22 protein-coding genes are annotated in these 20,082 nt (G+C 72.5%); 8 read left to right on the top strand and 14 right to left on the bottom strand.

All coding sequences use genetic code 11. The annotated features are described in order from the left end of the window. Window positions 1–71: 71 nt before the first annotated feature. The gene (locus tag ACZ4V1_RS12505; protein ID WP_468333424.1) at window positions 72–728 is read right to left on the bottom strand and encodes a nitroreductase family protein; all 657 of its coding nucleotides are present in this window, start codon (window positions 726–728) and stop codon (window positions 72–74) included. A gap of 202 nt (window positions 729–930) precedes the next feature. On the opposite strand from ACZ4V1_RS12505, the gene ACZ4V1_RS12500 reads away from it, so the two are divergent. After that, window positions 931–1,329 carry a MarR family winged helix-turn-helix transcriptional regulator gene (locus ACZ4V1_RS12500; protein ID WP_468333421.1) on the top strand — a complete coding sequence of 133 codons (399 nt, stop codon included), beginning with the start codon at window positions 931–933 and terminating at the stop codon, window positions 1,327–1,329. A gap of 56 nt (window positions 1,330–1,385) precedes the next feature. On the opposite strand, the gene ACZ4V1_RS12495 is transcribed toward ACZ4V1_RS12500, so the two are convergent. The 3 genes from ACZ4V1_RS12495 to ACZ4V1_RS12485 all read right to left on the bottom strand — a co-directional run bounded on the left by ACZ4V1_RS12495 (window position 1,386) and on the right by ACZ4V1_RS12485 (window position 3,056). Then, window positions 1,386–2,045: a DUF5063 domain-containing protein gene (locus ACZ4V1_RS12495; protein WP_468333418.1), complete on the bottom strand. Its 660-nt coding sequence runs from the start codon at window positions 2,043–2,045 to the stop codon at window positions 1,386–1,388. Then, the gene (gene recR, locus ACZ4V1_RS12490; RefSeq protein ID WP_468333415.1) at window positions 2,038–2,637 is read right to left on the bottom strand and encodes a recombination mediator RecR; all 600 of its coding nucleotides are present in this window, start codon (window positions 2,635–2,637) and stop codon (window positions 2,038–2,040) included. Before recR ends, ACZ4V1_RS12495 begins: the two co-directional genes overlap by 8 nt. Before the next feature lie 74 nt (window positions 2,638–2,711). Further along, window positions 2,712–3,056, bottom strand: a complete 345-nt coding sequence (locus ACZ4V1_RS12485; protein ID WP_468333412.1) for a YbaB/EbfC family nucleoid-associated protein — start codon at window positions 3,054–3,056, stop codon at window positions 2,712–2,714. A gap of 269 nt (window positions 3,057–3,325) precedes the next feature. Here ACZ4V1_RS12485 and ACZ4V1_RS12480 point away from each other — a divergent pair, with 269 nt between their 5' ends. Continuing rightward, entirely contained in the window at window positions 3,326–4,078 is a 753-nt protein-coding gene (locus ACZ4V1_RS12480) for an SLATT domain-containing protein (RefSeq protein WP_468333409.1), read from the top strand. Window positions 4,079–4,198: 120 nt separating this feature from the next. Here the strand turns inward: ACZ4V1_RS12480 and ACZ4V1_RS12475 are convergent, their stop codons facing one another. The 3 genes from ACZ4V1_RS12475 to ACZ4V1_RS12465 all read right to left on the bottom strand — a co-directional run bounded on the left by ACZ4V1_RS12475 (window position 4,199) and on the right by ACZ4V1_RS12465 (window position 7,316). After that, window positions 4,199–6,133: a serine/threonine-protein kinase gene (locus ACZ4V1_RS12475; RefSeq protein WP_468333406.1), complete on the bottom strand. Its 1,935-nt coding sequence runs from the start codon at window positions 6,131–6,133 to the stop codon at window positions 4,199–4,201. Between the two features lie 89 nt (window positions 6,134–6,222). Further along, a complete protein-coding gene (locus ACZ4V1_RS12470; RefSeq protein WP_468333403.1) occupies window positions 6,223–6,708 on the bottom strand; it encodes a MarR family winged helix-turn-helix transcriptional regulator in 486 nt (161 codons plus the stop codon). After that, window positions 6,705–7,316, bottom strand: a complete 612-nt coding sequence (locus ACZ4V1_RS12465) for a type 1 glutamine amidotransferase family protein (protein ID WP_468333401.1) — start codon at window positions 7,314–7,316, stop codon at window positions 6,705–6,707. Before ACZ4V1_RS12465 ends, ACZ4V1_RS12470 begins: the two co-directional genes overlap by 4 nt. Window positions 7,317–7,501: 185 nt before the next feature. Between ACZ4V1_RS12465 and ACZ4V1_RS12460 the strand changes: the two genes are divergently transcribed. From ACZ4V1_RS12460 to ACZ4V1_RS12450, 3 genes are all read left to right on the top strand, one after another. Next, entirely contained in the window at window positions 7,502–8,857 is a 1,356-nt protein-coding gene (locus ACZ4V1_RS12460) for an aminotransferase class III-fold pyridoxal phosphate-dependent enzyme (RefSeq protein WP_468333398.1), read from the top strand. Between the two features lie 142 nt (window positions 8,858–8,999). Beyond that, window positions 9,000–9,701, top strand: a complete 702-nt coding sequence (locus ACZ4V1_RS12455) for a GntR family transcriptional regulator (RefSeq protein ID WP_468333395.1) — start codon at window positions 9,000–9,002, stop codon at window positions 9,699–9,701. 142 nt (window positions 9,702–9,843) lie between these two features. After that, window positions 9,844–10,494 carry a hypothetical protein gene (locus tag ACZ4V1_RS12450; RefSeq protein WP_310872150.1) on the top strand — a complete coding sequence of 217 codons (651 nt, stop codon included), beginning with the start codon at window positions 9,844–9,846 and terminating at the stop codon, window positions 10,492–10,494. A 35-nt stretch (window positions 10,495–10,529) separates the two neighbouring features. Here the strand turns inward: ACZ4V1_RS12450 and ACZ4V1_RS12445 are convergent, their stop codons facing one another. From ACZ4V1_RS12445 to ACZ4V1_RS12425, 5 genes are all read right to left on the bottom strand, one after another. Continuing rightward, window positions 10,530–10,820, bottom strand: a complete 291-nt coding sequence (locus ACZ4V1_RS12445; protein ID WP_468333392.1) for a hypothetical protein — start codon at window positions 10,818–10,820, stop codon at window positions 10,530–10,532. Window positions 10,821–10,858: 38 nt separating this feature from the next. Then, the gene (locus tag ACZ4V1_RS12440; RefSeq protein WP_468333389.1) at window positions 10,859–11,737 is read right to left on the bottom strand and encodes a sigma-70 family RNA polymerase sigma factor; all 879 of its coding nucleotides are present in this window, start codon (window positions 11,735–11,737) and stop codon (window positions 10,859–10,861) included. 142 nt (window positions 11,738–11,879) lie between these two features. After that, window positions 11,880–12,104 (bottom strand): hypothetical protein, encoded by a 225-nt coding sequence (locus ACZ4V1_RS12435; protein ID WP_468333386.1) that lies wholly within the window; start codon window positions 12,102–12,104, stop codon window positions 11,880–11,882. Between the two features lie 80 nt (window positions 12,105–12,184). After that, window positions 12,185–12,706 (bottom strand): DUF3515 family protein, encoded by a 522-nt coding sequence (locus ACZ4V1_RS12430; protein WP_468333383.1) that lies wholly within the window; start codon window positions 12,704–12,706, stop codon window positions 12,185–12,187. Between the two features lie 129 nt (window positions 12,707–12,835). After that, on the bottom strand, window positions 12,836–14,119 hold the full coding sequence (locus ACZ4V1_RS12425; protein WP_468333380.1) for an adenylosuccinate synthase: 1,284 nt from the start codon (window positions 14,117–14,119) through the stop codon (window positions 12,836–12,838). A 185-nt stretch (window positions 14,120–14,304) separates the two neighbouring features. On the opposite strand from ACZ4V1_RS12425, the gene ACZ4V1_RS12420 reads away from it, so the two are divergent. Continuing rightward, a complete protein-coding gene (locus tag ACZ4V1_RS12420; protein ID WP_468333377.1) occupies window positions 14,305–15,186 on the top strand; it encodes a diacylglycerol kinase family protein in 882 nt (293 codons plus the stop codon). A gap of 369 nt (window positions 15,187–15,555) precedes the next feature. On the opposite strand, the gene ACZ4V1_RS12415 is transcribed toward ACZ4V1_RS12420, so the two are convergent. Then, window positions 15,556–16,053, bottom strand: a complete 498-nt coding sequence (locus ACZ4V1_RS12415; protein WP_468333374.1) for a GbsR/MarR family transcriptional regulator — start codon at window positions 16,051–16,053, stop codon at window positions 15,556–15,558. Between the two features lie 74 nt (window positions 16,054–16,127). On the opposite strand from ACZ4V1_RS12415, the gene ACZ4V1_RS12410 reads away from it, so the two are divergent. Together ACZ4V1_RS12410 and ACZ4V1_RS12405 are read left to right on the top strand one after the other, a co-directional pair. Continuing rightward, window positions 16,128–17,153 (top strand): ABC transporter ATP-binding protein, encoded by a 1,026-nt coding sequence (locus ACZ4V1_RS12410; protein WP_468333371.1) that lies wholly within the window; start codon window positions 16,128–16,130, stop codon window positions 17,151–17,153. After that, window positions 17,150–18,817, top strand: coding sequence for an ABC transporter permease (locus tag ACZ4V1_RS12405; RefSeq protein WP_468333368.1), 1,668 nt, complete (start codon window positions 17,150–17,152; stop codon window positions 18,815–18,817). The genes ACZ4V1_RS12410 and ACZ4V1_RS12405 overlap by 4 nt, the downstream gene beginning before the upstream one ends. Window positions 18,818–18,844: 27 nt before the next feature. Here ACZ4V1_RS12405 and ACZ4V1_RS12400 read toward each other — a convergent pair whose 3' ends face one another. Continuing rightward, window positions 18,845–20,056: a cytochrome P450 gene (locus ACZ4V1_RS12400; RefSeq protein ID WP_468333365.1), complete on the bottom strand. Its 1,212-nt coding sequence runs from the start codon at window positions 20,054–20,056 to the stop codon at window positions 18,845–18,847. Between the last annotated feature and the right edge of the window lie 26 nt (window positions 20,057–20,082).

The raw sequence follows: 20,082 nt of genomic DNA, 5'->3' as shown, positions 1-20,082 counted from the left end.
ACATGTATCCGGCAGACGGAAGCGGTCCCCCTCGACCGCGAGCAGTCGTGCCCGGCCCGGCGCGGCCGGCGTCAGCGCCCGTACACCTCGCTGAAGCAGGTCAGCGCGCGGTCCCGGCGGCCCGGGTGAAGCCGGGTCTCGGCGGGGTGACCCAGCGGCATGAGCAGGGCGATGTGCAGGTCCTCGCGCCCATCGGCGCCGATGGCCTTCTTGACCTCGTCCTCGTCCCAGCCGTTCATCGGGCTGGTGGCCAGGCCCGCCGCCTGTGCGGCGACCATCAGGAACGAGGCGGTGATCATCGCGTCCTTGACCGCGTACTCGCGCTCCAGGCCGTTCCGGGCGAGACCCTCGTGGAAGAGCCGGACGTCGTCGGGAGACGCGGCGGCGAACCTCTCCGTCCAGGCGCCGCGGTCACGCGCCGTCTGCCAGATGTCGCCGCGGTCCTCGCGCCAGGCGGCGGACTCGGCGACGAAGACGAGCATGACCGGTGCCTCCTGCGGGTGCGGCTGGCCACCGGTGGCCCGGGTGAGGGCCTGACGCCCCTCCTCGCTCTCCACCACGACGATGGAACGGCCCTGCAGGTTGAAGCTGGACGGCGCTTCCAGGGCCAGGGCCGTGAGCTCGCTCAGGAGCTGAGCGGGAACCGGGTCCGGGCGGTAGTGGCGGACACTGCGACGCGCGCGGATGACCCGCGCCACGGTGGCGTGATCGGGCGCTGCGATGGGCACGAATCCAAGCCAATCTATTCGACGTCAAACTTTCCGACACCGAGAAGATAAGCGTCGCAGTAGAATGAAGTCAAACATTTCGTTGTCAAACTAAAGAAGGGGAGGTGGCGGCATGCGCGACTCCGTCGATGGTTTCCTCGATCAGTGGGCGGCCCTGCGCACCGACTTGGATCTGGATGCCATGGGAACAGTGGGCCGAATCATGCGACTCTCACGCCTTGTCGGCGCCGGCCTCAAGGACTACTTCGCCGAACACGACATGGAGACCTGGGAGTTCGACGTTCTGGCCACGCTGCGGCGGAACGACCGGCCACTCACCGCCAAGCAGCTCGCGTCCAGCGTCATGATCGGCTCGGCGGCTCTCACCAACCGCGTGGACCGCATGGTGGCCCGTGGCCTCGTCACCCGCGAGGCCGTCCCCGGTGACCGCCGCAGCCTGCACATCGCCCTCACCGAGGAGGGCCGCACCCGGGTCGACGCGGTGGTGGAGGGGCACGTCCTGAACCAACGCAAACTGCTGTCCGGCCTCGACCACGACGGCCGTCAGGAACTCGACCGGCTTCTGCGCACCCTGCTGGTGTCACTGGAAGGCACGCGCTGACCCGGAGCGGAACCGGTGCGTACGCACCCTGCGCGCCGCCGGTGCCGGGACGGCCGCTACTTCACCGGGCGCAGGCCCAGCGGTCCCGCGAGCTCCTCCACCATGACCCGGCCGGCCTCGGTCTCCAGGGTGTCGTCGCCGAGGCCCTGGTCGGTGTCGAGGCCGTCCAGTTCCGCCAGGGGCTGGTTCAGGCGGACATGGGCGACGACCGACTGGAGGGCGCGCAGGGCCGCGGAGGCCGTGGAGCCCCAGTTGGAGAAGTAGGAGAACTGCCACCACCACAGGGCCTCCGTGGTGCGGCCCGCCTTGTAGTGGACCATGCCGTGGCGCAGGTCGGTGATGACGTCGGTGAGGTCGTCGGAGATACGGGCCGGGACCGGGGCCTTGCGCGGCTCGTAGGGGTCGAAGACCTCGGAGTAGACGTCGATCGGGTCGAGCAGGCGGGCCAGGTTCTCGCGGAGCTCGTCCACGTCGAGTTCCGGGCCCGGATCGGGCTCGTAGCGCTCGTCGGGGACGATGTCCTCGTGGGCGCCCAGGCGGCCGCCGGCCAGCATGAGCTGGGAGACCTCCAGGAGGAGGAAGGGGACGGCGGAGTCCGGCTCGTCGCCCTTGGCCACCTCGGTGACGGCGACCAGGAAGCTCTCGATCTGGTCGGCGATCTGGACGGCGAAGTCGTCGGGGTTCTGGTTGGTCGCGTGCAGCGTGGCGTCAGACATCTAGGAGTCGTCTCCCCTCGAAGGCGCGGCCGAGGGTCACCTCGTCCGCGTATTCCAGGTCGCCGCCCACCGGGAGGCCGCTGGCCAGGCGGGTGACCTTGAGGCCCATGGGCTTGATCATGCGAGCGAGGTACGTGGCCGTGGCCTCGCCCTCCAGATTCGGGTCCGTGGCCAGGATCAGTTCCGTGACGGTGCCGTCCGCGAGGCGGGCGAGCAGTTCACGGATGCGGAGGTCGTCGGGGCCGACTCCGTCGATCGGGCTGATCGCGCCGCCGAGCACGTGGTAGCGCCCGCGGAACTCGCGGGTGCGCTCGATGGCCACGACGTCCTTCGGTTCCTCCACCACGCAGATGACGGAGGGGTCGCGCCGGGTGTCGCGGCAGATGTTGCACTGCTCCTCCTGCGCGACGTTCCCGCAGGTCGCGCAGAAGCGGACTTTGGCCTTCACTTCCATGAGGGTCTGGGCGAGCCGCCGTACGTCGGTCGGTTCCGCCTGGAGGATGTGGAAGGCGATCCGCTGCGCGCTCTTGGGACCGACGCCGGGCAGCCGCCCCAGTTCGTCGATGAGGTCCTGGACCACGCCTTCGTACAACGGACTGCCGTCCTTCCTTGAGGTTCCTGCACTACGTACGGTAGAGGGCTTCGGCCGGTCTGAGGAAGGCGAACTCAGAAAGGCAGGCCGGGGATGCCGGTGCCGCCGCCCATGCCCTGGGCGAGCGGGCCGAGCTTCTGCTGCTGGAGGGCCTGCGCGTTCTCGTTTGCCGCCTGGACGGCCGCGACGACCAGGTCGGCGAGGGTCTCGGTGTCCTCCGGGTCCACCGCCTTCGGGTCGATCACGAGGCCGCGCAGCTCGCCGGAGCCGGTGACGGTGGCCTTCACCAGGCCGCCTCCCGCCTGCCCGTCGACCTCGGTCCTCGCCAGTTCCTCCTGCGCCTGGGCGAGGTCCTGCTGCATCTTCTGGGCCTGCTGAAGCAGCTGCTGCATGTTGGGCTGGCCACCACCGGGGATCACGTTCAGCTCCTGTCGCCGCTGTCGCCGCGGGGTCGCCGCGGGTTTTTGCCGTTCGGCACGAGCCTACGTGGTCCGCGCGGCCCTCGCCCCAGCACTCTTTCGAGTGATGTGGAGGTGGCCCTGTACCTGATCAACGCCCTCTTCCGGACGGAAAAGTGACGGAACCCAGGGTTCCGCCACCCGTTGGGCGGTAGGAAGGGCTGGCGCATGAGGTCTTCAGGTCTTCAGGTCTCAGGTCTTCACGGACGGTGAGCAGTAGGGAGTGCCGGGTGGGTCAGCCGGAGATGCAGCCCGAGGGGCCGCCGCACGACGGACGGGGCGGTGAGGGCCCGGCCGGGCCGCGGCCGGGCGACCTCACCGGCCGGGCGTTTCCGCTCGGGGACTGGGCTCTGCCCGCTGAGCGGCTGGACGAGCTGTACCGGTGGGTGGAGCGGGGTGCGCTGGACACGGCGGCCTGGTATCTGGCGGACCGGGTGTGGAAGCGGCGGGGCGCCATGATGCTGCGGGGCGGGGCCGCGGTGGGAGCGGTCGCCGGGGCGGCGCTGCCGCTGCTGGACATGTCCGGGGTGGTGGGCGGGGTTGCCCCCTGGGGGTATCTGGCGTTGCTGTTCGGGGTGGCGTGCGTGGCCGGAGACCGGTACTTCGGGGTCACGTCCGGGTGGATGCGGGACGTCGCCACGGCGCAGGCGGTGCAGCGGCGGCTCCAGGTGCTCCAGTTCGACTGGGCGTCGGAGAGCGTGCGGGAGGTGCTGGGACCGGCGGACGGGACGGCGAGCGAGGCCGCCGAGCGGTGTCTGCTGGTGCTGCGGCGGTTCTCCGAGGACGTGACGGAGCTGGTCCGGGCGGAGACGGCGGACTGGATGGTGGATTTCCGGACCGGGACGGCGCCGTTGGGATTGCAGGCGGGGGCCTCGGGCGGGGGGCGGCTGGAGGCGGGGGCCGGGGGGCCGGGGCGGTTCTCCGTGGCGCCGAACGGGGCTCGGCCCAATATGCCTCGGCAGCGGCCGCCGGAGCCGCGGTGAGCCGGCCGCCGGCGCGGTGAGCAGCGCCCCTGGTGGGTGGCCCGGCGTTCGTTCGTGACCGGCGTGAGTGCGGGCCGGGGCAACGCGGCGGTACGACTCCCGCCGCTGGGCCGATACGGCCTACTGGCGTCGGTAGGCCAGTCTTTCGCCCGTGCCCGTGTTGGTGCGTTCCAGGGTGCCGTTCGGCAGGAGGGCGACCTGAGTGGACTCGCCCGGGGTGCAGGTCGCGGCGGGGCCCACCGTCACCGTGGACGGCCCGAGGTCCAGGGGGCCGTCGGAGTCCGGGGCGCGGGAGAGGTCGGCCTCGAAGACGCAGTGGTAGGTGCCGTTTCCGGTGGGGCCGTCGGCGACGAGGGACAGGACCGTGTCGCCCACGTCGCCCTGCTGGATGGTCAGCTGCCTGGTGTGGACGCCGGAGGCGTTGTCGATGGTCGTGGCCCACGTGCCCAGGTACGCCGTCGGGATCGTGCCGTCCTGGGGCGGCGGAGAGGTGGTCGGCCGATCGACGCCGGTCGTCGGAGCCGAGCCGCCCGTACTGGGGCCCTGGTTTTGGGACGCGCCTGCCGTCGGGGTGTTCGTGGGGGCGTCGCCGGCCCGGTTGCCGCCGTCGTCCCCGCTCATCAGGGCGTACACCGAGCCTCCGGCGCCCAGCGCCACGACCAGGGCGACCACGATCAGCAGCGCGGTGGAGCGGCCTCTTCGGGGCGGCTCGTGCGGCGGGCCGTACTGCGGCGGGGGCCCGTAGGGCGGGGTCGGGCCCAGGCCGCCGCCGTACGGGTGGTAGCCGGGCGGCGCTCCGTAGGCGGGCGGGGCGTAGCCGTGGACGGGCGGCTGGGGGTGGGGCTGGGGCTGGGGCTGCTGAGGGTGGTTGCCGTAGGCGGGTGGGGGCGTCGGAGGGCCCTGGCCCGCGACCAGTGTGGGCAGGTGGTTCAGCGGGCCGCCGCCGCTGCCCGGCTCGCGCGGTGCCGGCGGGCCGTCCGGCGTCGCGGGGGACTGGGCGGACGGGGACGGGGCGGACGGGGACGGGGCGGCCCGGTTCGGGTCCGCGTCCGGCGTCGGGGTGTCCGGCGCCGGGGTGTCCGGCGTCGCGGCGGCGCCCGCGGCGGCCCTGGCCGCTCCCGGCGCCTCCGAATTCTCCGGGTTCTCCGTGTCCAGGAGCCGTACCGCGTGCCGGCCCAGTTGGGCCACCAGCGCGCCGGGCAGCCACGGGTCGCGGGAGCGGCCCTCGGTGACCGTGTCCTGCGCGCCCGTGCGCTCCAGGACCTCGGCGAGCGCGGGGCGTGCGGCGGGGTCCTTCTTCAGGCAGTCGCGCACGAGGTCGGCGATGCCCTCGGGCACGCCGTCCAGGTCGGGTTCCTCCTGCGCGATGCGGAACATCAGGGCGTGCACGCCGCTGTTGGCGGTGCCGAAGGGAAGCTCGCCGGTGGCGGCGTAGGCGAGGATGGAACCGAGGCAGAAGACGTCGCACGCGGGCGTGATGCGGTCGCCGCGGACCTGCTCGGGCGCCATGAAACCGGGCGAGCCGACGAGCGCGCCGGTACGGGTGAGTCCGCCGTCGGTCACCGTCTGCAGGGCCCGCGCGATGCCGAAGTCGATGACCCGGGGGCCGTCGATGGTGACGAGCACGTTGGACGGCTTGAGGTCGCGGTGCACGATCCCGGCGGCGTGGATGTCCTGGAGCGCGTGGGCGAGCCCGGCCGCCAGGGTCTGCACCGAGCGTTCCGGCAGGGCGCCGTGGTCGTGGCCGACGACCTGCTGGAGGCTGGGGCCCGCGACGTACCCGGTGGCGACCCACGGCACGGCGGCCTCGGTGTCGGCGTCCAGCACGGGCGCCGTCCAGTACCCGCCGACCCGCCGCGCGGACTCGACCTCCTGCCGGAACCGCTCCCGGAACTCCTCCTGCGCCGCCAGCTCCTCGCGCACCAGCTTGACGGCGACCGTGCGTCCGCGGTCCGAGCGGGCCAGGTAGACGTGGCCCATACCGCCCGCACCGAGCCGCCCCAGCAGCCGGTAAGCGCCGATTCGCCGCGGGTCCCCGTCCCCGAGCTTCTGCATGTGTCGCGCCGCCTTCCCCCGCACGTGAGCCCACGTGAGCAACAGATCGAGGATAGTGCGGGGCGGCCGTGCGGTGAGCCGGTCCGGCTCTACGGTTCCGTAACGGCCGGGTCGTCCGCGGTGGACGCCCCGCCGAGCCCGCCCAGTACCTTCGACAGGCGTTCGAGGGCCTCGACCGCCTCCGCCAGCTCCGCCTCGGACCCGTACGCCTCGGCCAGCCGGTCGGCGAAGGCGGCGTGCCCGGGGCCGATGCGGGAGACGGCGGCGAGGCCCGCCTCGGTCGGCGCGAGGAGCTTGGCGCGGCGGTGGGCGGGGTTGGGCCGGTACTCGGCGAGACCGCGCTCCACCAGCAGGTCGGCGATGCGCTGCACGCTCTGCCGGGTGATGCCCATGGTGCGGGCGATGCCGGAGACGGACAGCGGCTCGCGCAGCACCGCGCCGAGCACCTGCCACCGGGCGGCGGTGAGTCCGGCGGGGCGGGCCAGTTCCTCGGCGACCGCGAGGAACTGGCCGTTGAGCCTGAAGACGCCGAGGGCGCCGCGGCTGAGCAGGTCCTGCCGGTCCCGGCCGCTCACGCGGCACCCGCCTTCTCCAGTACGGCGTACGCCTGCGGGTCCGAGTCGTGGAACAGCCGGTACCAGGCGTCCAGCACCTCGCCCTCGTACACGCCGAGCAGGCCGAGGACCTCGCGGGCGAAGGCGACCGGCTCGGTGGGCCCCGCGGTGATCAGACCGCCGTCGGTGACCGCGTCGGACTCCACGTACCGCTCGCCGCCCGCGTAGCCGGTGGCCGCCAGGTAGAACGAGACGGCGCCGGTGTGCGCGCGGTCGTCGAGCAGGCCTTCGCGGGCCAGTCCGGCGGTGGCACCGCAGATGGCGGCGACCGGCACGCCGGCGTCCAGGAAGGCGCGTGCGGTGCGGGCGAAGGGGGCCAGGTCGCCGCCGGTGTCCCAGAGGTCGGCGCCCGGGAGGATCAGCAGGGAGCTGTCCTCGGGGCGCAGGCCGGCCAGGGCGAGATCGGGCTGGACGCGCAGGCCGCCGATGCTCGTGACGGGGGCGGTGGTGGCACCGACGGTGCGGACCGGGTATCCGGCGCGGGCGAGGTGGGCCGTCGTGTGGCCGGTCTCCCAGTCGGCCAGGGTGTCGTACACGGCGAGATGGACGGGCTTGCGGACGCCGTTCATGGCTCCTCCAGCGGTTGCGCATGGACCGTATGCGTATGTCAGCAGGCTGTCATTATGGCAGCCTGCTGTCAATACCTGGGGCGGCCGGTGCCGCCCGACGCGTCGACAACCTGTCGTGGAAAGCCCCCGACCACAGACAGGACGCCGATTCCGTTTCCGCATCGCGGACATCTACCCTCGGCCGCATGACCCCTCAGCCCCACCCCCAGGCCGGCGCCGCCGTGAAGGCCGCGGACCGTGCGCACGTCTTCCACTCCTGGTCCGCACAGGAGCTCATCGACCCGCTCGCCGTCGCCGGCGCCGAGGGGTCGTACTTCTGGGACTACGAAGGCAAGCGCTACCTCGACCTCGCCAGCGGGCTCGTCTACACCAACATCGGCTACCAGCACCCCAAGGTCGTCGCCGCGATCCAGGAGCAGGCGGCGCGGATGACGACCTTCGCGCCCGCGTTCGCCGTCGAGGCGCGCTCGGAGGCGGCGCGGCTGATCGCCGAGCGGACGCCCGGCGATCTGGACAAGATCTTCTTCACCAACGGCGGCGCGGACGCCGTGGAGCACGCCGTGCGCATGGCGCGGCTGCACACCGGGCGGCCGAAGGTGCTGTCGGCGTACCGCTCGTACCACGGCGGCACCCAGCAGGCGGTCAACCTCACCGGCGACCCGCGCCGCTGGGCCTCGGACAGCGGCACCGCCGGTGCCGTGCACTTCTGGGCGCCCTTCCTGTACCGCTCGCGCTTCTACGCGGAGACCGAGGAGCAGGAGTGCGCGCGGGCGCTGGAGCACCTGGAGACGACGATCGCCTTCGAGGGCCCGGGGACCGTCGCCGCGATCATCCTGGAGACGATCCCGGGCACGGCGGGGATCATGATGCCGCCGACCGGTTACCTGGCCGGGGTCCGCGAGATCTGCGACAAGTACGGGATCGTCTTCGTACTCGACGAGGTCATGGCCGGTTTCGGGCGGACCGGCACGTGGTTCGCCGCGGACCTGTACGACGTGGTGCCCGATCTGATGACCTTCGCCAAGGGGGTGAACTCGGGCTACGTCCCGCTGGGCGGCGTCGCGATCTCCGGAAGGATCGCCGAGACGTTCGCCGAGCGCCCCTACCCGGGCGGGCTGACCTACTCCGGGCATCCGCTGGCCTGCGCCGCCGCCGTCGCCACGATCAACGTGATGGCGGAAGAGGGCATCGTCGAGCACGCCGCCCGGCTCGGTGCCGAGGTCGTCGAGCCGGCGCTGCGGGAACTGGCCGAGCGCCACCCGAGCGTGGGCGACGTGCGCGGCACCGGCATGTTCTGGGCGCTGGAGCTGGTGAAGAACCGGGAGACCCGGGAGCCGCTGGTGCCGTACAACGCGACCGGGCAGGCGGCCACCCCGATGTCCGCCTTCGCCGCCTCCGCCAAGGCCCACGGCGTGTGGCCGTTCGTGAACATGAACCGCACCCACGTGGTGCCGCCGTGCAACGTCTCCGAGGCCGAGCTGAAGGAGGGCCTGGCGGCCCTGGACACGGCACTGTCCGTGGCGGACGAGTACACCGGGTAGGACCCTGCCCGCATACGGGCAGAGCAGGGAGCCGAGCGCGTAAGGTGGCGTGCTCGTACACGGTAGACATGTGTACGAGCACGCCACAGACAGGGGTGCGAGGAGTACGCCCCTCCGGACGCGACGAGGAGACCGCCCGACCATGCCCGGCCCCAGCGGCACCGGTGCCGTCACGCGCAGCACCCTGCGGCAGCAGATCGCCGACGCGCTCCGCGACGAGGTGCTGGCCGGGCGGCTCCAGCCGGGGCAGGAGTTCACGGTCAAGGAGATCGCCGAGCAGTACGGGGTCTCCGCGACGCCCGTGCGCGAGGCCCTGGTCGACCTTTCCGCGCAGGGGCTCCTCGACGCCGACCACCATCGCGGCTTCCGCGTGCACGAGTACTCGGTCGACGACTTCCGCGGCATGATCGAGGCCCGCAGCCTCGTCACCGACGGGATGTTCCTCGCCCTCGTCGACGACCGCCGCGGCGGCCCGGTCCCCGACGACCCGCGGATCGCCGCCGCCCTCGCCGGGGTCCGCCGGCGCGGCGAGGAGGCGCAGCGTGCCGCCGCGGCCGGCGACCTGACCATACTCATCGGCTACGACCTGCGGTACTGGCGTGAGCTGGCCACCCTGTTCGGCAATCCGTACCTCTCCGACTTCCTGCACCGGCTGCGCGTGCAGAGCTGGGTGTGCACGGTGCAGCACCTGCGCCGGCTCAGCGATCTGCGCGGCGCGCTGTGGTCCGGGCACACCGAACTGGTCGACGCCCTCGCCCGCCGCGACGCCCACGGTGCGCGGTCGCTGGTCGAGGCGTACAACGCACACTCGCTCGCCCTCATCGAGCGGCTCGCGCGGCAGTGACCGGGGATGACCAACGGCCGACATGTCGTGGTCCGGCCCCAGGTGGGTATGGGACCTGCACGCGACACACACCGACGACGCACCCGTACCCACCGACTACGCTTCCCTTCGCTGACCACCGTGCTGTGTGAGGAGCCCTCCTTTGGCCTGTGACCTGTGGCTGGTACCGCTCGTCGACGTCTTGTGCCACACGCCGGACAACCCGTTCGCCGAGGAACTCGCGCAATACGACAAGGTGCTGGCCGAGGCCGGGCTGCCGCCGGTGCCGGTGTACCAGTACATGCCGGGACTCTCCGGCGAGGTCGCCCCGGTGGCCGGTTTCGACTACGACGCGCTGCACTTCCTGCGCCGGGCGTACCTGCTCCAGGTGTGCGGGCTGCCGGTGACACCGGTGGACGAACTCGGCGGTGACTACGAGCAGTTGCTGGAGATGTTCGAGACGACGGCCCAGCAGTCGCACCTCGTCTGGCACTACGACCACGCGGGCGCCTACGTCCCCGTCGACTTCCCGCACCCCCTCTCCAGCGACGAACTCCTCGCGGGCGGCGGCCCGTTGGGGTCCTCGCACACCCTCCTGCGGGAACTGGAGGCCGTCGCCCCGGCTCTCGGCATCGATCCGGCCAACCCCCCGGCACCGCCGCAGCCCCCGCTCGCACCGACGGAGCTGGAGGAGCCGGCCGTGCCCGCGCCGTACGACTCCAGCCCCTTCGCCCGGGAGCGCCACGTGTGGCTGGGCCTGCACGCGGCGGCCACCCGGAGCCTGGCACAGGGATCGATGATCGTCTTCAGCTGACCGGCCGGCCGGCCGGTCACGTGGGCCCGGACCGATCAGCGGAGCTGGGAGAGTCCCTTCCGCAGGTCGTCCGCGTTCATGATCGGGGAGACCTCGACCTCCGCGTTCAGCTGGGTGAAGAACGGCTCACCGGTGGGCGGCAGATCCGAGCTGTCCTGCATGTCGAAGACCATGAGGGCCGTCCGACGTCCGCCGAGGGGCCCGAAGTAGGCGGCCTCCGGCTTGAGATGGTCGATCGTCTGGCCGATCAGCTCGGGCAACTTCCCGCTGCGGATGGCCTCGTTCGCCTTCTCCGTGTCCAGCGTGGCCTTGAGCAGCACGCGCATCGCACTCACCTTCTTCTGCCGACGCGACGTGTACAGCCTCAGCTTATGCCCGTGATGTCCAGTTTGCTCAGCTGTTCCGGCTCCGCGATCACATCGATACCGGTGATGAGACCGTCGTCCGCGAAGGTGAAGCGGAGCACCACGCGCAGCCGGCCGTTCTCGGCCATCGCCATGCCTGCCCGGCCGTCGACCAGGACGACACCGGCGGACCCGGCCCGGCCCATGGAGGCCATCGCTCCCCTGGCCACCCGCTCCACGCCGGCGACGGCGATGGGCTCGGGCGTCGGCACGACCGCCGCGTCGGCGCTCAGGACGACATCCGGGTGGAGCAGCGAGACCAGCGCGTCGAAGTCGCCGCCGCGGGTGGCCGCCAGATACGCGTCGACCGCGCGGCGCCTGCGGGGCAGGTCCGCGTCGGGCGCGGGGACGCCCCGGACCCGGCGGCGGGCGCGGCTGGCCAGCTGGCGGGTGGCCGCGGGCGTCTTGGCGAGCATCGCGGCGATGTCGTCGAAGGGCACGTCGAACATGTCGTGCAGGACGAACGCGAGCCGCTCGGCGGGGCCCAGCGTGTCCAGGACGATCAGCAGCGCGACGCCGACCTCGTCGGCGAGCTGTGCCTCCTCGGCCGGATCGGCCGCCGGCCCGCCGGACGGCGGTGCGACGGCGGCCGGTCCGCGGTCCGCCCCGTCGTCCAGCGGCTCCTCGCGGCGCGTGTCCCGGGCGCGGAGCAGGTTCAGGCAGACCCGGGCCACGACCGTGGTGAGCCAGCCCGAGGGGTTCTCCACCTCGGCGGTGTCCGCGCGGTCGGCGCGCAGCCAGGCGTCCTGGAGGGCATCGTCGGCCTCGCCGAGGGAGCCGAGGATCCGGTACGCGACCGCCCGCAGACGGGGCCGGTCCAGCTCGAACTGGCGTGCCACCGCGTCGGATCGGCCACGCGGCCGGTCATGGGATCGTCCGGGCACCGTACGGGTCCTTCCGCGTCCTCGGGCCCACGGGCCGGGAGCCGCCCGGGGCCACCCAAGTGAACCACCCCGGCGGCTCGGCGCTCCCGCCGGGCGCTCACCGGATGAGGCGGATCCCCGGCGGCCACAGCACCCCGTCGGCCAGCAGCAGGGACGGCCCCAGATGTACGGGGCACACCCGCAGCGGCGTCCTCAGATGCCGGGCGACCTCGAAGCGGGCCGGGTCGCCGCAGTCGCCCGGTCCGGCCCCGCCGCCGTACGGGCCCCCGCAGGCAGCGGCGCGGTCACGGTCGGCCATGCCCCCGCTCTCACGGTCGGTCATGTCTCCGATCCGACAGCACTCCCCGCGCCGGCGCCCGGCGGAGGGGGCCGAACGGCGGCAGGACGTCGGCTGTGAGTCGGTCACAGGACGTCGGCGTCCTCGAGGCCGACGCACTTCCTCTCCTGCGGAATCCACTTCACCGCGGGATCCAGCGCGGCGAGGACGCCGCCCACTTCCTCGCGCGGGCCCGAGTAGGTGAGCTCCACGGCCGGTGAGCGGCCGTACGTCCGCAGGACGCTCACGCCGTCGCGCCGGAGCCGCTCCTCGTCCAGCACCCAGTCGACGCCGTCGGCCGTGACGCAGAGGTTGATGTTCGGCGGCAGTTCCTCGGCGCCGCAGCGGAACACCGCCTTCTGGCCGCCCCAGGAGGCGACGCCGTCGCCGAGGGCCCAGTCGCGCGACGCGCCGGGTATGTCGTCCGGGAGGCGGGAGACCACCTTGTCGCACCCGGGGTCGCCGGCGTGCGGGGCGGCGGAGACGCGGTGGCCGTCGACGTAGAGGAGGCCGCCGGTCACGGCGACGACCGCCACGGTCAGCCAGATCCACATCCGGGCGGTGGGCTTTCCGCGCGGACCGACGGGCAAGGGGTTACCGATCCGCATGTTCCGCTCGCTCCGCGCTGTCCGACCACTGCTGGCACCCGCCAGCGTATCCGCCGGCCCAACGCCGGCGGCCGGGACCCCGAGCGGGTCCCGGACGCCGGCGTTCGCCGGTGTTCCGAGCGGTCGGCCCTACAGGAACGAGTTGATCTCGATCGTCTCGTCCCGGCCCGGACCCACGCCGATCGCGGAGATCGGGGCGCCGGACATCTCCTCGAGCGCCTTGACGTACGCCTGGGCGTTCTTCGGCAGCTCGGAGAAGGACTTCGCCTTGCTGATGTCCTCGCTCCAGCCCGGCAGCATCTCGTAGACCGGCTTCGCGTGGTGGAAGTCGGACTGCGAGTACGGCAGCTCCTCGACGCGCTTGCCGTCGATCTCGTACGCCACGCAGACCGGGATCTGCTCCCAGCCGGTGAGGACGTCGAGCTTGGTGAGGAAGAAGTCGGTGAGGCCGTTGACCCGGGTCGCGTAGCGGGCGATCACCGCGTCGAACCAGCCGCAGCGGCGGTCGCGGCCCGTGGTCACACCCCGCTCGCCACCGATGCGGCGCAGCGCCTCGCCGTCCTCGTCGAACAGCTCGGTGGGGAAGGGACCGGCGCCGACACGGGTCGTGTACGCCTTGAGGATGCCGATGACCCGGCTGATCTTCGTCGGGCCCACGCCGGCGCCGGTGCAGGCGCCGCCCGCGGTCGGGTTCGACGAGGTGACGAAGGGGTACGTGCCGTGGTCGATGTCGAGCAGCGTGCCCTGGCCGCCCTCGAAGAGGACCACCTTGTCGTCGTCGAGCGCCTGGTTGAGGACCAGGACGGTGTCGGCGACGTACGGCGCGAGCTTGTCCGCGTAGCCCAGCAGCTCCTCGACCACCTGGCCGACGGCGATCGCGCGCCGGTTGTAGAGCTTGGTGAGCATCTGGTTCTTGGCGTCGAGCGCCGCCTCGACCTTCTGGGTGAGGATCGACTCGTCGTAGAGGTCCTGGACGCGGATGCCCACGCGGTTGATCTTGTCGGCGTAGGTCGGGCCGATGCCGCGCCCGGTGGTGCCGATCTTGCGCTTGCCGAGGAAGCGCTCCGTCACCTTGTCGACGGTCACGTTGTACGGCGTGATGACGTGCGCGTTTCCGCTGATCAGGAGCTTGGACGTGTCGACGCCGCGCTCGTTCAGCCCGCTCAGCTCGGAGAACAGGACCGACGGGTCGACAACGACGCCGTTACCGATGACCGGCGTACAGCCGGGAGACAGGATTCCGGAAGGGAGCAGGTGGAGGGCGTACTTCTGATCGCCCACGACTACCGTGTGGCCGGCGTTGTTGCCGCCCTGGTAGCGCACCACATAGTCGACGGAACCACCGAGCAGGTCCGTCGCCTTTCCCTTGCCTTCGTCACCCCACTGAGCACCGAGCAGCACAAGTGCGGGCACGCGCGTACACCCCTTCCGGGCGGGGCATGTCCATGGTCGAGGGCATACGCGGTGGGTTTCCGCCACGTACACCGCGACCGTCGTTGGCCGCCAACCGTCGGACCGGATGCCCCGGAATAGACGAAGCCCCTGGCGCAAAGGCGCAAGGGGCTCTTGCACAAAGATGCTACCCGAGGAAGCGAGGCATGGCCGAGGTGGCGACTTCCGCGAGGTCTTCCGCGAGGCCCGATCAGCTTCTGGTGGTCATCGATCCGGTCGCCCGGCGGGCGGACGGAGAGTCCGTCCGGATCGCGAAGGACGTGCTCAGCGCGGGTGCGGCGAGTACGAAGGTGTGCCTGCCGGACGGTCCGGAGGAATTCGCCCGAGCGCTGCGGCGAAGGGGTTCGCGGCGGCCCGTCGTGGTCGGCGACGACCGCGCGCTGCTGCGGGCCGTCGGCCTGCTGCACCGGCAGCGGGAGCTGGCGGGCTGCGCGCTGGCGATGGTGCCGGTGGGCCCGGTGCTGGGCCTGACCCGGGCGCTCGGGCTGCCCTCGGGCGCGGTGGCGGCGGCGCGGGCGGTGCTGGACGGGTCGGAACACCGCCTCGACCTGCTCGTCGACGACAGTGACGGGGTGGTGCTGGGGACGGTGGGGATCCCGCCGGCCGCGGCGCACGAGGGCGCGGGCCCGAGGGCGGACGCGCCGGCTTCGGGCCACGCCTGGCTGCGGACCTGCCAGTCCCTCGTACGGACGCTGGCGTCCTCGCGGCCGGCCCGGGTCACGACGGCTGTGGGGGCGGCCGGTCCGGCCCGGCTGCGGGTGGAGGTCGACGGGGTGACGCTGGTGGACCTGGACCAGCCGGTCGAGGGGGTCTCGGTGACACCGGGCGCCGGCGGGCTGGCCGTGGTGGAGGTGCGGCCGCTGTCGGTGGGCGCCGAGGCGTCGCCGCTCACGGCGAGCGGACGGACGGTGACGGTGTCGGGGGCGCACTTCCGGTACCGGGCCGACGCGGTGGTGTCGGGGCCGGTGGGGACACGGACGTGGACGGTGCGGGAGGGGGCCTGGGGGCTGACGCTCCCGGCGGGGTAGGGGCCAGGCGGCCTTGGGCTGACGCTCCCGGCGAGGGATGCGGGGCCAGACGGCCCTGAACCGACGCTCCCGGCGAGGGATGCGGGGGCCAGACGGCCCCGGACTGACGCTCCCGGCGAGGGATGCGGGGGCCAGACGGCCCCGGACCGACGCTCCCGGCGAGGGATGCGGGGGCCAGACGGCCCTGAACCGACGCTCCCGGCGAGGGATGCGGGGGCCAGACGGCCCTGGACCGACGCTCCCGGCGAGGTGGGGGCCAGGCGGCCTTGGGCACGGCTGTCTTGGCGCGGTCTCGCCCGTTGGCGCGGACCGGTCACGCCCCGGCGCCGCCGACCGCTTACGTCTCCGTGGCCGTTTCCGCGATCACCCTCAGCCCCGCCCGAACCGCTCCTCCCGATGCACGCGCCAGCGCTCCATCATGGCGGCGATCTCCCCGTCGATGAACTCGAAGAAGGCGAGCGTCTCGGCCATGCGGTTACCCGCCGGGGTGTCGGCGCCGAGGCTGGTGACGCCCTCGCGCAGCGCCTCCTCCCAGCGTTTGAGGACGGCTTCGCGGTTGGTGAGCGCCTCGTACCACTGGTTGCTGTGCACCCGGTACCGCTCCCGTCGCGAGCCGGGTTCGCGCTCGCGCGAGACCATGTGCTGCTGCGAAAGGTAGCGCACGGCACCGGAGACGGCGGCCGGACTGACCCGGAGCTGCCGGCCCAGTTCGGCGGAGGTCAGTGAACCCGAGTCGGAGGCCAGCAGAGCGGCGAAGACCCGGGACGGCATCCGCTGCATCCCGGCCTCGACGAGCTGGGCCGCGAAGCCCTCCACGAACCTCGACACGGCCTCGGGATCACGCTCTGATGTCGTTGCTTCCGTCATCTTTCGATCATCCCTCACCATCCTGACGCTTTCTTAACTTCACAATTTTCTGAAGGAAGCGTACGTTCGGGATCATGACGAAGGCAATCAGCGTCTCCGGACTCCACAAGTCGTTCGGACGCACGCACGCGCTGGACGGCCTCGACCTGGACGTCGAGGCCGGTGAGGTCCACGGCTTCCTCGGCCCCAACGGCGCCGGCAAGTCCACCACCATCCGCGTCCTGCTCGGCCTGCTACGGGCCGATTCCGGCGCTTCCCAGGTGCTGGGCATGGACCCGTGGGCGCAGGCGGTCGAACTGCACCGCCGTCTCGCCTACGTCCCCGGCGACGTCGAGCTGTGGCCGAACCTCACCGGCGGTGAGGCCATCGATCTGCTGGGGCGGCTCCGGGGCGGGCTGGACAAGCGGCGCCGGGCCGAACTCGTCGAGCGGTTCGGCCTGGACCCGACCAAGAAGGGCCGGGCGTACTCCAAGGGCAACCGGCAGAAGGTCGCCATCGTCGCCGCGCTCGCCTCCGACGCCGAGCTGCTGCTCCTCGACGAGCCGACCGCGGGCCTGGACCCGCTCATGGAGGTCGTGTTCCAGGACGTCATCGCCGAGGCCAAGGCCGCGGGCAAGACCGTCCTGCTCTCCAGCCACATCCTGGCCCAGGTGGAGAAGCTCGCGGACCGGGTGAGCATCATCCGCCTCGGCCGGATCGTCCAGTCCGGCACGCTCGGCGAGCTGCGGCACCTGACCCGTACCACCATCGAGGCGGAGACCGAACGCCCCGCGGCGAGCCTGGAGGAACTCCCCGGCGTCCACGATCTGCGGGTCTCCGACGGCCGGGTCCGCTTCGCCGTCGACGGCGGCGAGGTCGACGGCGCGGTCCGCAAGCTCACCGAGTTCGGCATCCGCAGCCTCATCAGCCATCCACCGACCCTGGAGGAGCTCATGCTCCGCCACTACGACGACGCCCTGCCCGCCGCCGACCGGGACGGCGCGAACGGCACGCCGAGCACGGACAGCACGCCGAGCACGGACAGCACGCGGAGCACGGACAGTACGCGGAGCACGGACAGCACGAACGGCACGAACGGTCCTCGCGGAGCCGCGCGATGACCTCCGCGACGACCACCACCGCCACCGCCCCGGCGCGCCCCGGACCCGCCGCGGACGGCTCGGCCGCGCTGGCCGGCACCGGCACCCTGATCCGCTTCGCCCTGCGCCGCGACCGCGTCCGGCTCCCGGTATGGATCCTGGCGCTGGTCCTCGGCACCCTGTCGACGGCCAACAGCTACCAGGAGCTGTACGGCGGGCCCGAGGACCGGGCCAACGCCGTGGAGTCCATGGGCAGCCCGGCCGGCCTCGCCATGTCGGGGCCCCGCCACTACCTCGACGACTACACCTCCGGCGCCATGCTCGGTCACCAGATGCTCGGCTTCATGGCCGTCCTCGTCGGCCTGATGAGCGTCCTGATCGTCACCCGGCACACCCGCGCCGAGGAGGAGACCGGCCGGGCCGAGCTGCTGCGCTCGACGGTCGTCGGCCGGCACGCCCACCTCGCCGCCGCCCTCTCGGTCGCGGTCCTCGCCAACCTGGTCCTCGCCGCGCTGCTGGCCCTGGGCCTGTCCGGCCTCGGCATCGAGGGCATCGACACGGCCGGGTCGCTGCTGTACGGCGCCGACCACGCCGCCGCCGGTCTCGTCTTCGCCGCCGTGGCCGCGATCACCGCGCAGATCACCGCGCACGCCCGCGGCGCCTCCGGAATGGCACTCGCGGTCATCGGCGTCGCCTACGTGCTGCGCGCCGCCGGCGACAGCGGCGAGAGCGGCGCCCTGTCCTGGCTCTCCCCGATCGGCTGGGTGCAGCGCACCTACGTCTACGTCGACAACGACTGGCGGCCGCTGCTGCTCTGCCTCGCGCTGGCCGTGGCCTGCGCGGCGACGGGGTTCGTGCTCTCCACCCGGCGCGACGTCGGCGCGGGGCTGCGCCCGGAGAAGCTGGGCAGCCCGGTCGCCTCCGGCGCGCTGGGCACCCCCCTCGGCTTCGCCCTGCGGCTGCACCGCGGCATGCTCGTCGGTTTCGGCGCGGGCCTGTTCCTGATGGGCGCGATGTACGGCTCCATCCTGGGACAGGCCGAGGACATGCTGAAGGACATCGACGAGATCCAGGAGGCCCTGGAGCGCATCGGCGGCTCCAGCATGGCCGAGTCCTTCGCCTCCATGGTCATGGTGGTGATCACGGTGGTCGCCGCCGTCTACGTGGTGATGGCCGCGCTGCGGCCCCGCTCCGAGGAGACCGCAGGCCGCGCCGAGCCGCTGCTCGCCACCGGACTGTCACGCGGCCGCTGGGTCGGCGGCCACCTGGCCGTGGCCATGGGATGCGGCACGCTCGTCCTGCTGGTGGCCGGTCTGGGCTTCGGCATCGCGGGCGCCGCCTCCACCGGCGACGGTGTCCTGCTGCCCAAGCTGGTGGGCGCCGCCCTCGCCTACGCACCGGCCCTGTGGGTCACGGTCGGGGTGGCCGTGGTGCTCTTCGGCTGGTTCCCGCGGGCGAGTGCCGCGGCCTGGACCGTGCCGGTGTACGCCTTCGTCGTCGGCTACCTCGGCCAGATCCTCCAGTTCCCCGACTGGATGAACAACCTCTCCCCCTTCGGCCACGTGCCCCGGCTCCCCGCCGCGGACATGAACTGGACGCCGCTGCTGGTGCTGACCCTGGTCGCGGCCGGGCTGGTGTGGCTGGGGCTGGCCGGGTTCCGCCGCCGGGACCTGGAGACCAAGTAGGCCTGCCCGGCGGGGCGGTACCGGTGACTACACCTCCACCGCCAGCCCCTCCAGTCCCCGGATGACGAAGTTGGGCTTGCGCTCCGGCTCGGCGGCGAGCCGGAGCGCGGGTGCCCGCTCCAGCAAGGACGTCATGGACGCCGCCAGTTCGATGCGGGCCAGTGGGGCGCCGATGCAGTAGTGGATCCCGGCGCTGAAGGAGATGTGCGGGTTGTCCGCGCGGGTGAGGTCGAGGCGGTCCGGAGCGGTGAAGACCGCCGGGTCGTGGTTGGCGGAGCCGAACAGCAGCGCCACCTCCGCGCCCCGCGGCAGCACCGTGCCGTCGATCTCGACCTCGTCCAGTACCCAGCGCTCGAAGAGCTGGAGCGGGGTGTCGTACCGCATCAGCTCCTCCACGGCGGAGGGGACCAGGGAGTGGTCCGCGCGCAGGGCGGCGAGCTGTCGTGGATCGCGGAACAGCGCCCACCAGCCGTTGACCGTGGCGTTCACCGTGGCCTCGTGACCGGCGTTCAGGAGCAGGACGCAGGTCGAGATCATCTCCTGCTCGGTGAGACGGTCGTCCTCGTCGTGGGCCGCGATCAGTCCGGAGACCAGGTCGTCGCCGGGCTCCTTGCGGCGGGCCGCGATCAGCCCGCGCAGGTACTCCGAGAACTCGACCGACGCGCGGACGGCCTGCGCCGCCGTCTCCTCGGACGGGTTGAGCTCGTACATCCCGCAGATGTCCGCCGACCAGGGACGCAACGGGGCACGGTCGGACTCCGGGATGCCCAGCATCTCGGCGATGACGGCGACCGGGAGCGGTTCGGCCACGTCCCGCAGCAGGTCGCCGCCGCCCGCCGCCACCAGCCGGGACACCAGGTCGTCCGCCAGCCCGTGCACGTACGGCCTCAGCCGCTCCACCGTGCGCGGCGTGAACGCCTTGGACACCAGACGCCGGATACGGGTGTGGTCCGGCGGCTCCAGGTCGAGCATCCCGTGGTCGTTGAGCGTGTGGAAGGGCTCCCGCTCCGGCGGGGGCGGGGTGCGGCCGAAGTCCTCGTGCGTGAAACGGTGCTGATAGGTCCGGCCCAGGCGGCGGTCGCGCAGCAGCGCCGAGACGTCCGCGTGGTGCGGGACCAGCCACTGATCGGTCGGCTCGTAGTAGAGCACGCGCCCCCGGGCCCGCAGATCGGCGAAGGCGGGGTACGGGTCGGCGACGAACGCCGGGTCCCACGGGTCGAAGCTGTCGAAGGCGGCCATGGACGGACGCTAGCCGGTGGTGCCGA

The sequence above is a fragment of the Streptomyces sp. NPDC028991 genome, assembly GCF_055564775.1.
Note: the sequence above shows the minus strand (reverse complement) of the source record. Positions and strands in the feature narration are given on the sequence as shown.

Bases quoted from the DNA above. Each gene is read 5' to 3' on its own strand.
- ACZ4V1_RS12415 (WP_468333374.1), bottom strand. From the start codon at position 16,053: ATGACGGAAGCAACGACATCAGAGCGTGATCCCGAGGCCGTGTCGAGG.
- ACZ4V1_RS12420 (WP_468333377.1), top strand. From the start codon at position 14,305: ATGGCCGAGGTGGCGACTTCCGCGAGGTCTTCCGCGAGGCCCGATCAG.
- ACZ4V1_RS12400 (WP_468333365.1), bottom strand. From the start codon at position 20,056: ATGGCCGCCTTCGACAGCTTCGACCCGTGGGACCCGGCGTTCGTCGCC.
- ACZ4V1_RS12465 (WP_468333401.1), bottom strand. From the start codon at position 7,316: ATGAACGGCGTCCGCAAGCCCGTCCATCTCGCCGTGTACGACACCCTG.
- ACZ4V1_RS12405 (WP_468333368.1), top strand. From the start codon at position 17,150: ATGACCTCCGCGACGACCACCACCGCCACCGCCCCGGCGCGCCCCGGA.
- ACZ4V1_RS12445 (WP_468333392.1), bottom strand. From the start codon at position 10,820: ATGCGCGTGCTGCTCAAGGCCACGCTGGACACGGAGAAGGCGAACGAG.
- ACZ4V1_RS12500 (WP_468333421.1), top strand. From the start codon at position 931: ATGCGACTCTCACGCCTTGTCGGCGCCGGCCTCAAGGACTACTTCGCC.
- ACZ4V1_RS12460 (WP_468333398.1), top strand. From the start codon at position 7,502: ATGACCCCTCAGCCCCACCCCCAGGCCGGCGCCGCCGTGAAGGCCGCG.
- ACZ4V1_RS12435 (WP_468333386.1), bottom strand. From the start codon at position 12,104: ATGACCGACCGTGAGAGCGGGGGCATGGCCGACCGTGACCGCGCCGCT.
- ACZ4V1_RS12495 (WP_468333418.1), bottom strand. From the start codon at position 2,045: ATGTCTGACGCCACGCTGCACGCGACCAACCAGAACCCCGACGACTTC.
- ACZ4V1_RS12430 (WP_468333383.1), bottom strand. From the start codon at position 12,706: ATGCGGATCGGTAACCCCTTGCCCGTCGGTCCGCGCGGAAAGCCCACC.
- ACZ4V1_RS12410 (WP_468333371.1), top strand. From the start codon at position 16,128: ATGACGAAGGCAATCAGCGTCTCCGGACTCCACAAGTCGTTCGGACGC.
- ACZ4V1_RS12455 (WP_468333395.1), top strand. From the start codon at position 9,000: ATGCCCGGCCCCAGCGGCACCGGTGCCGTCACGCGCAGCACCCTGCGG.
- ACZ4V1_RS12475 (WP_468333406.1), bottom strand. From the start codon at position 6,133: ATGCAGAAGCTCGGGGACGGGGACCCGCGGCGAATCGGCGCTTACCGG.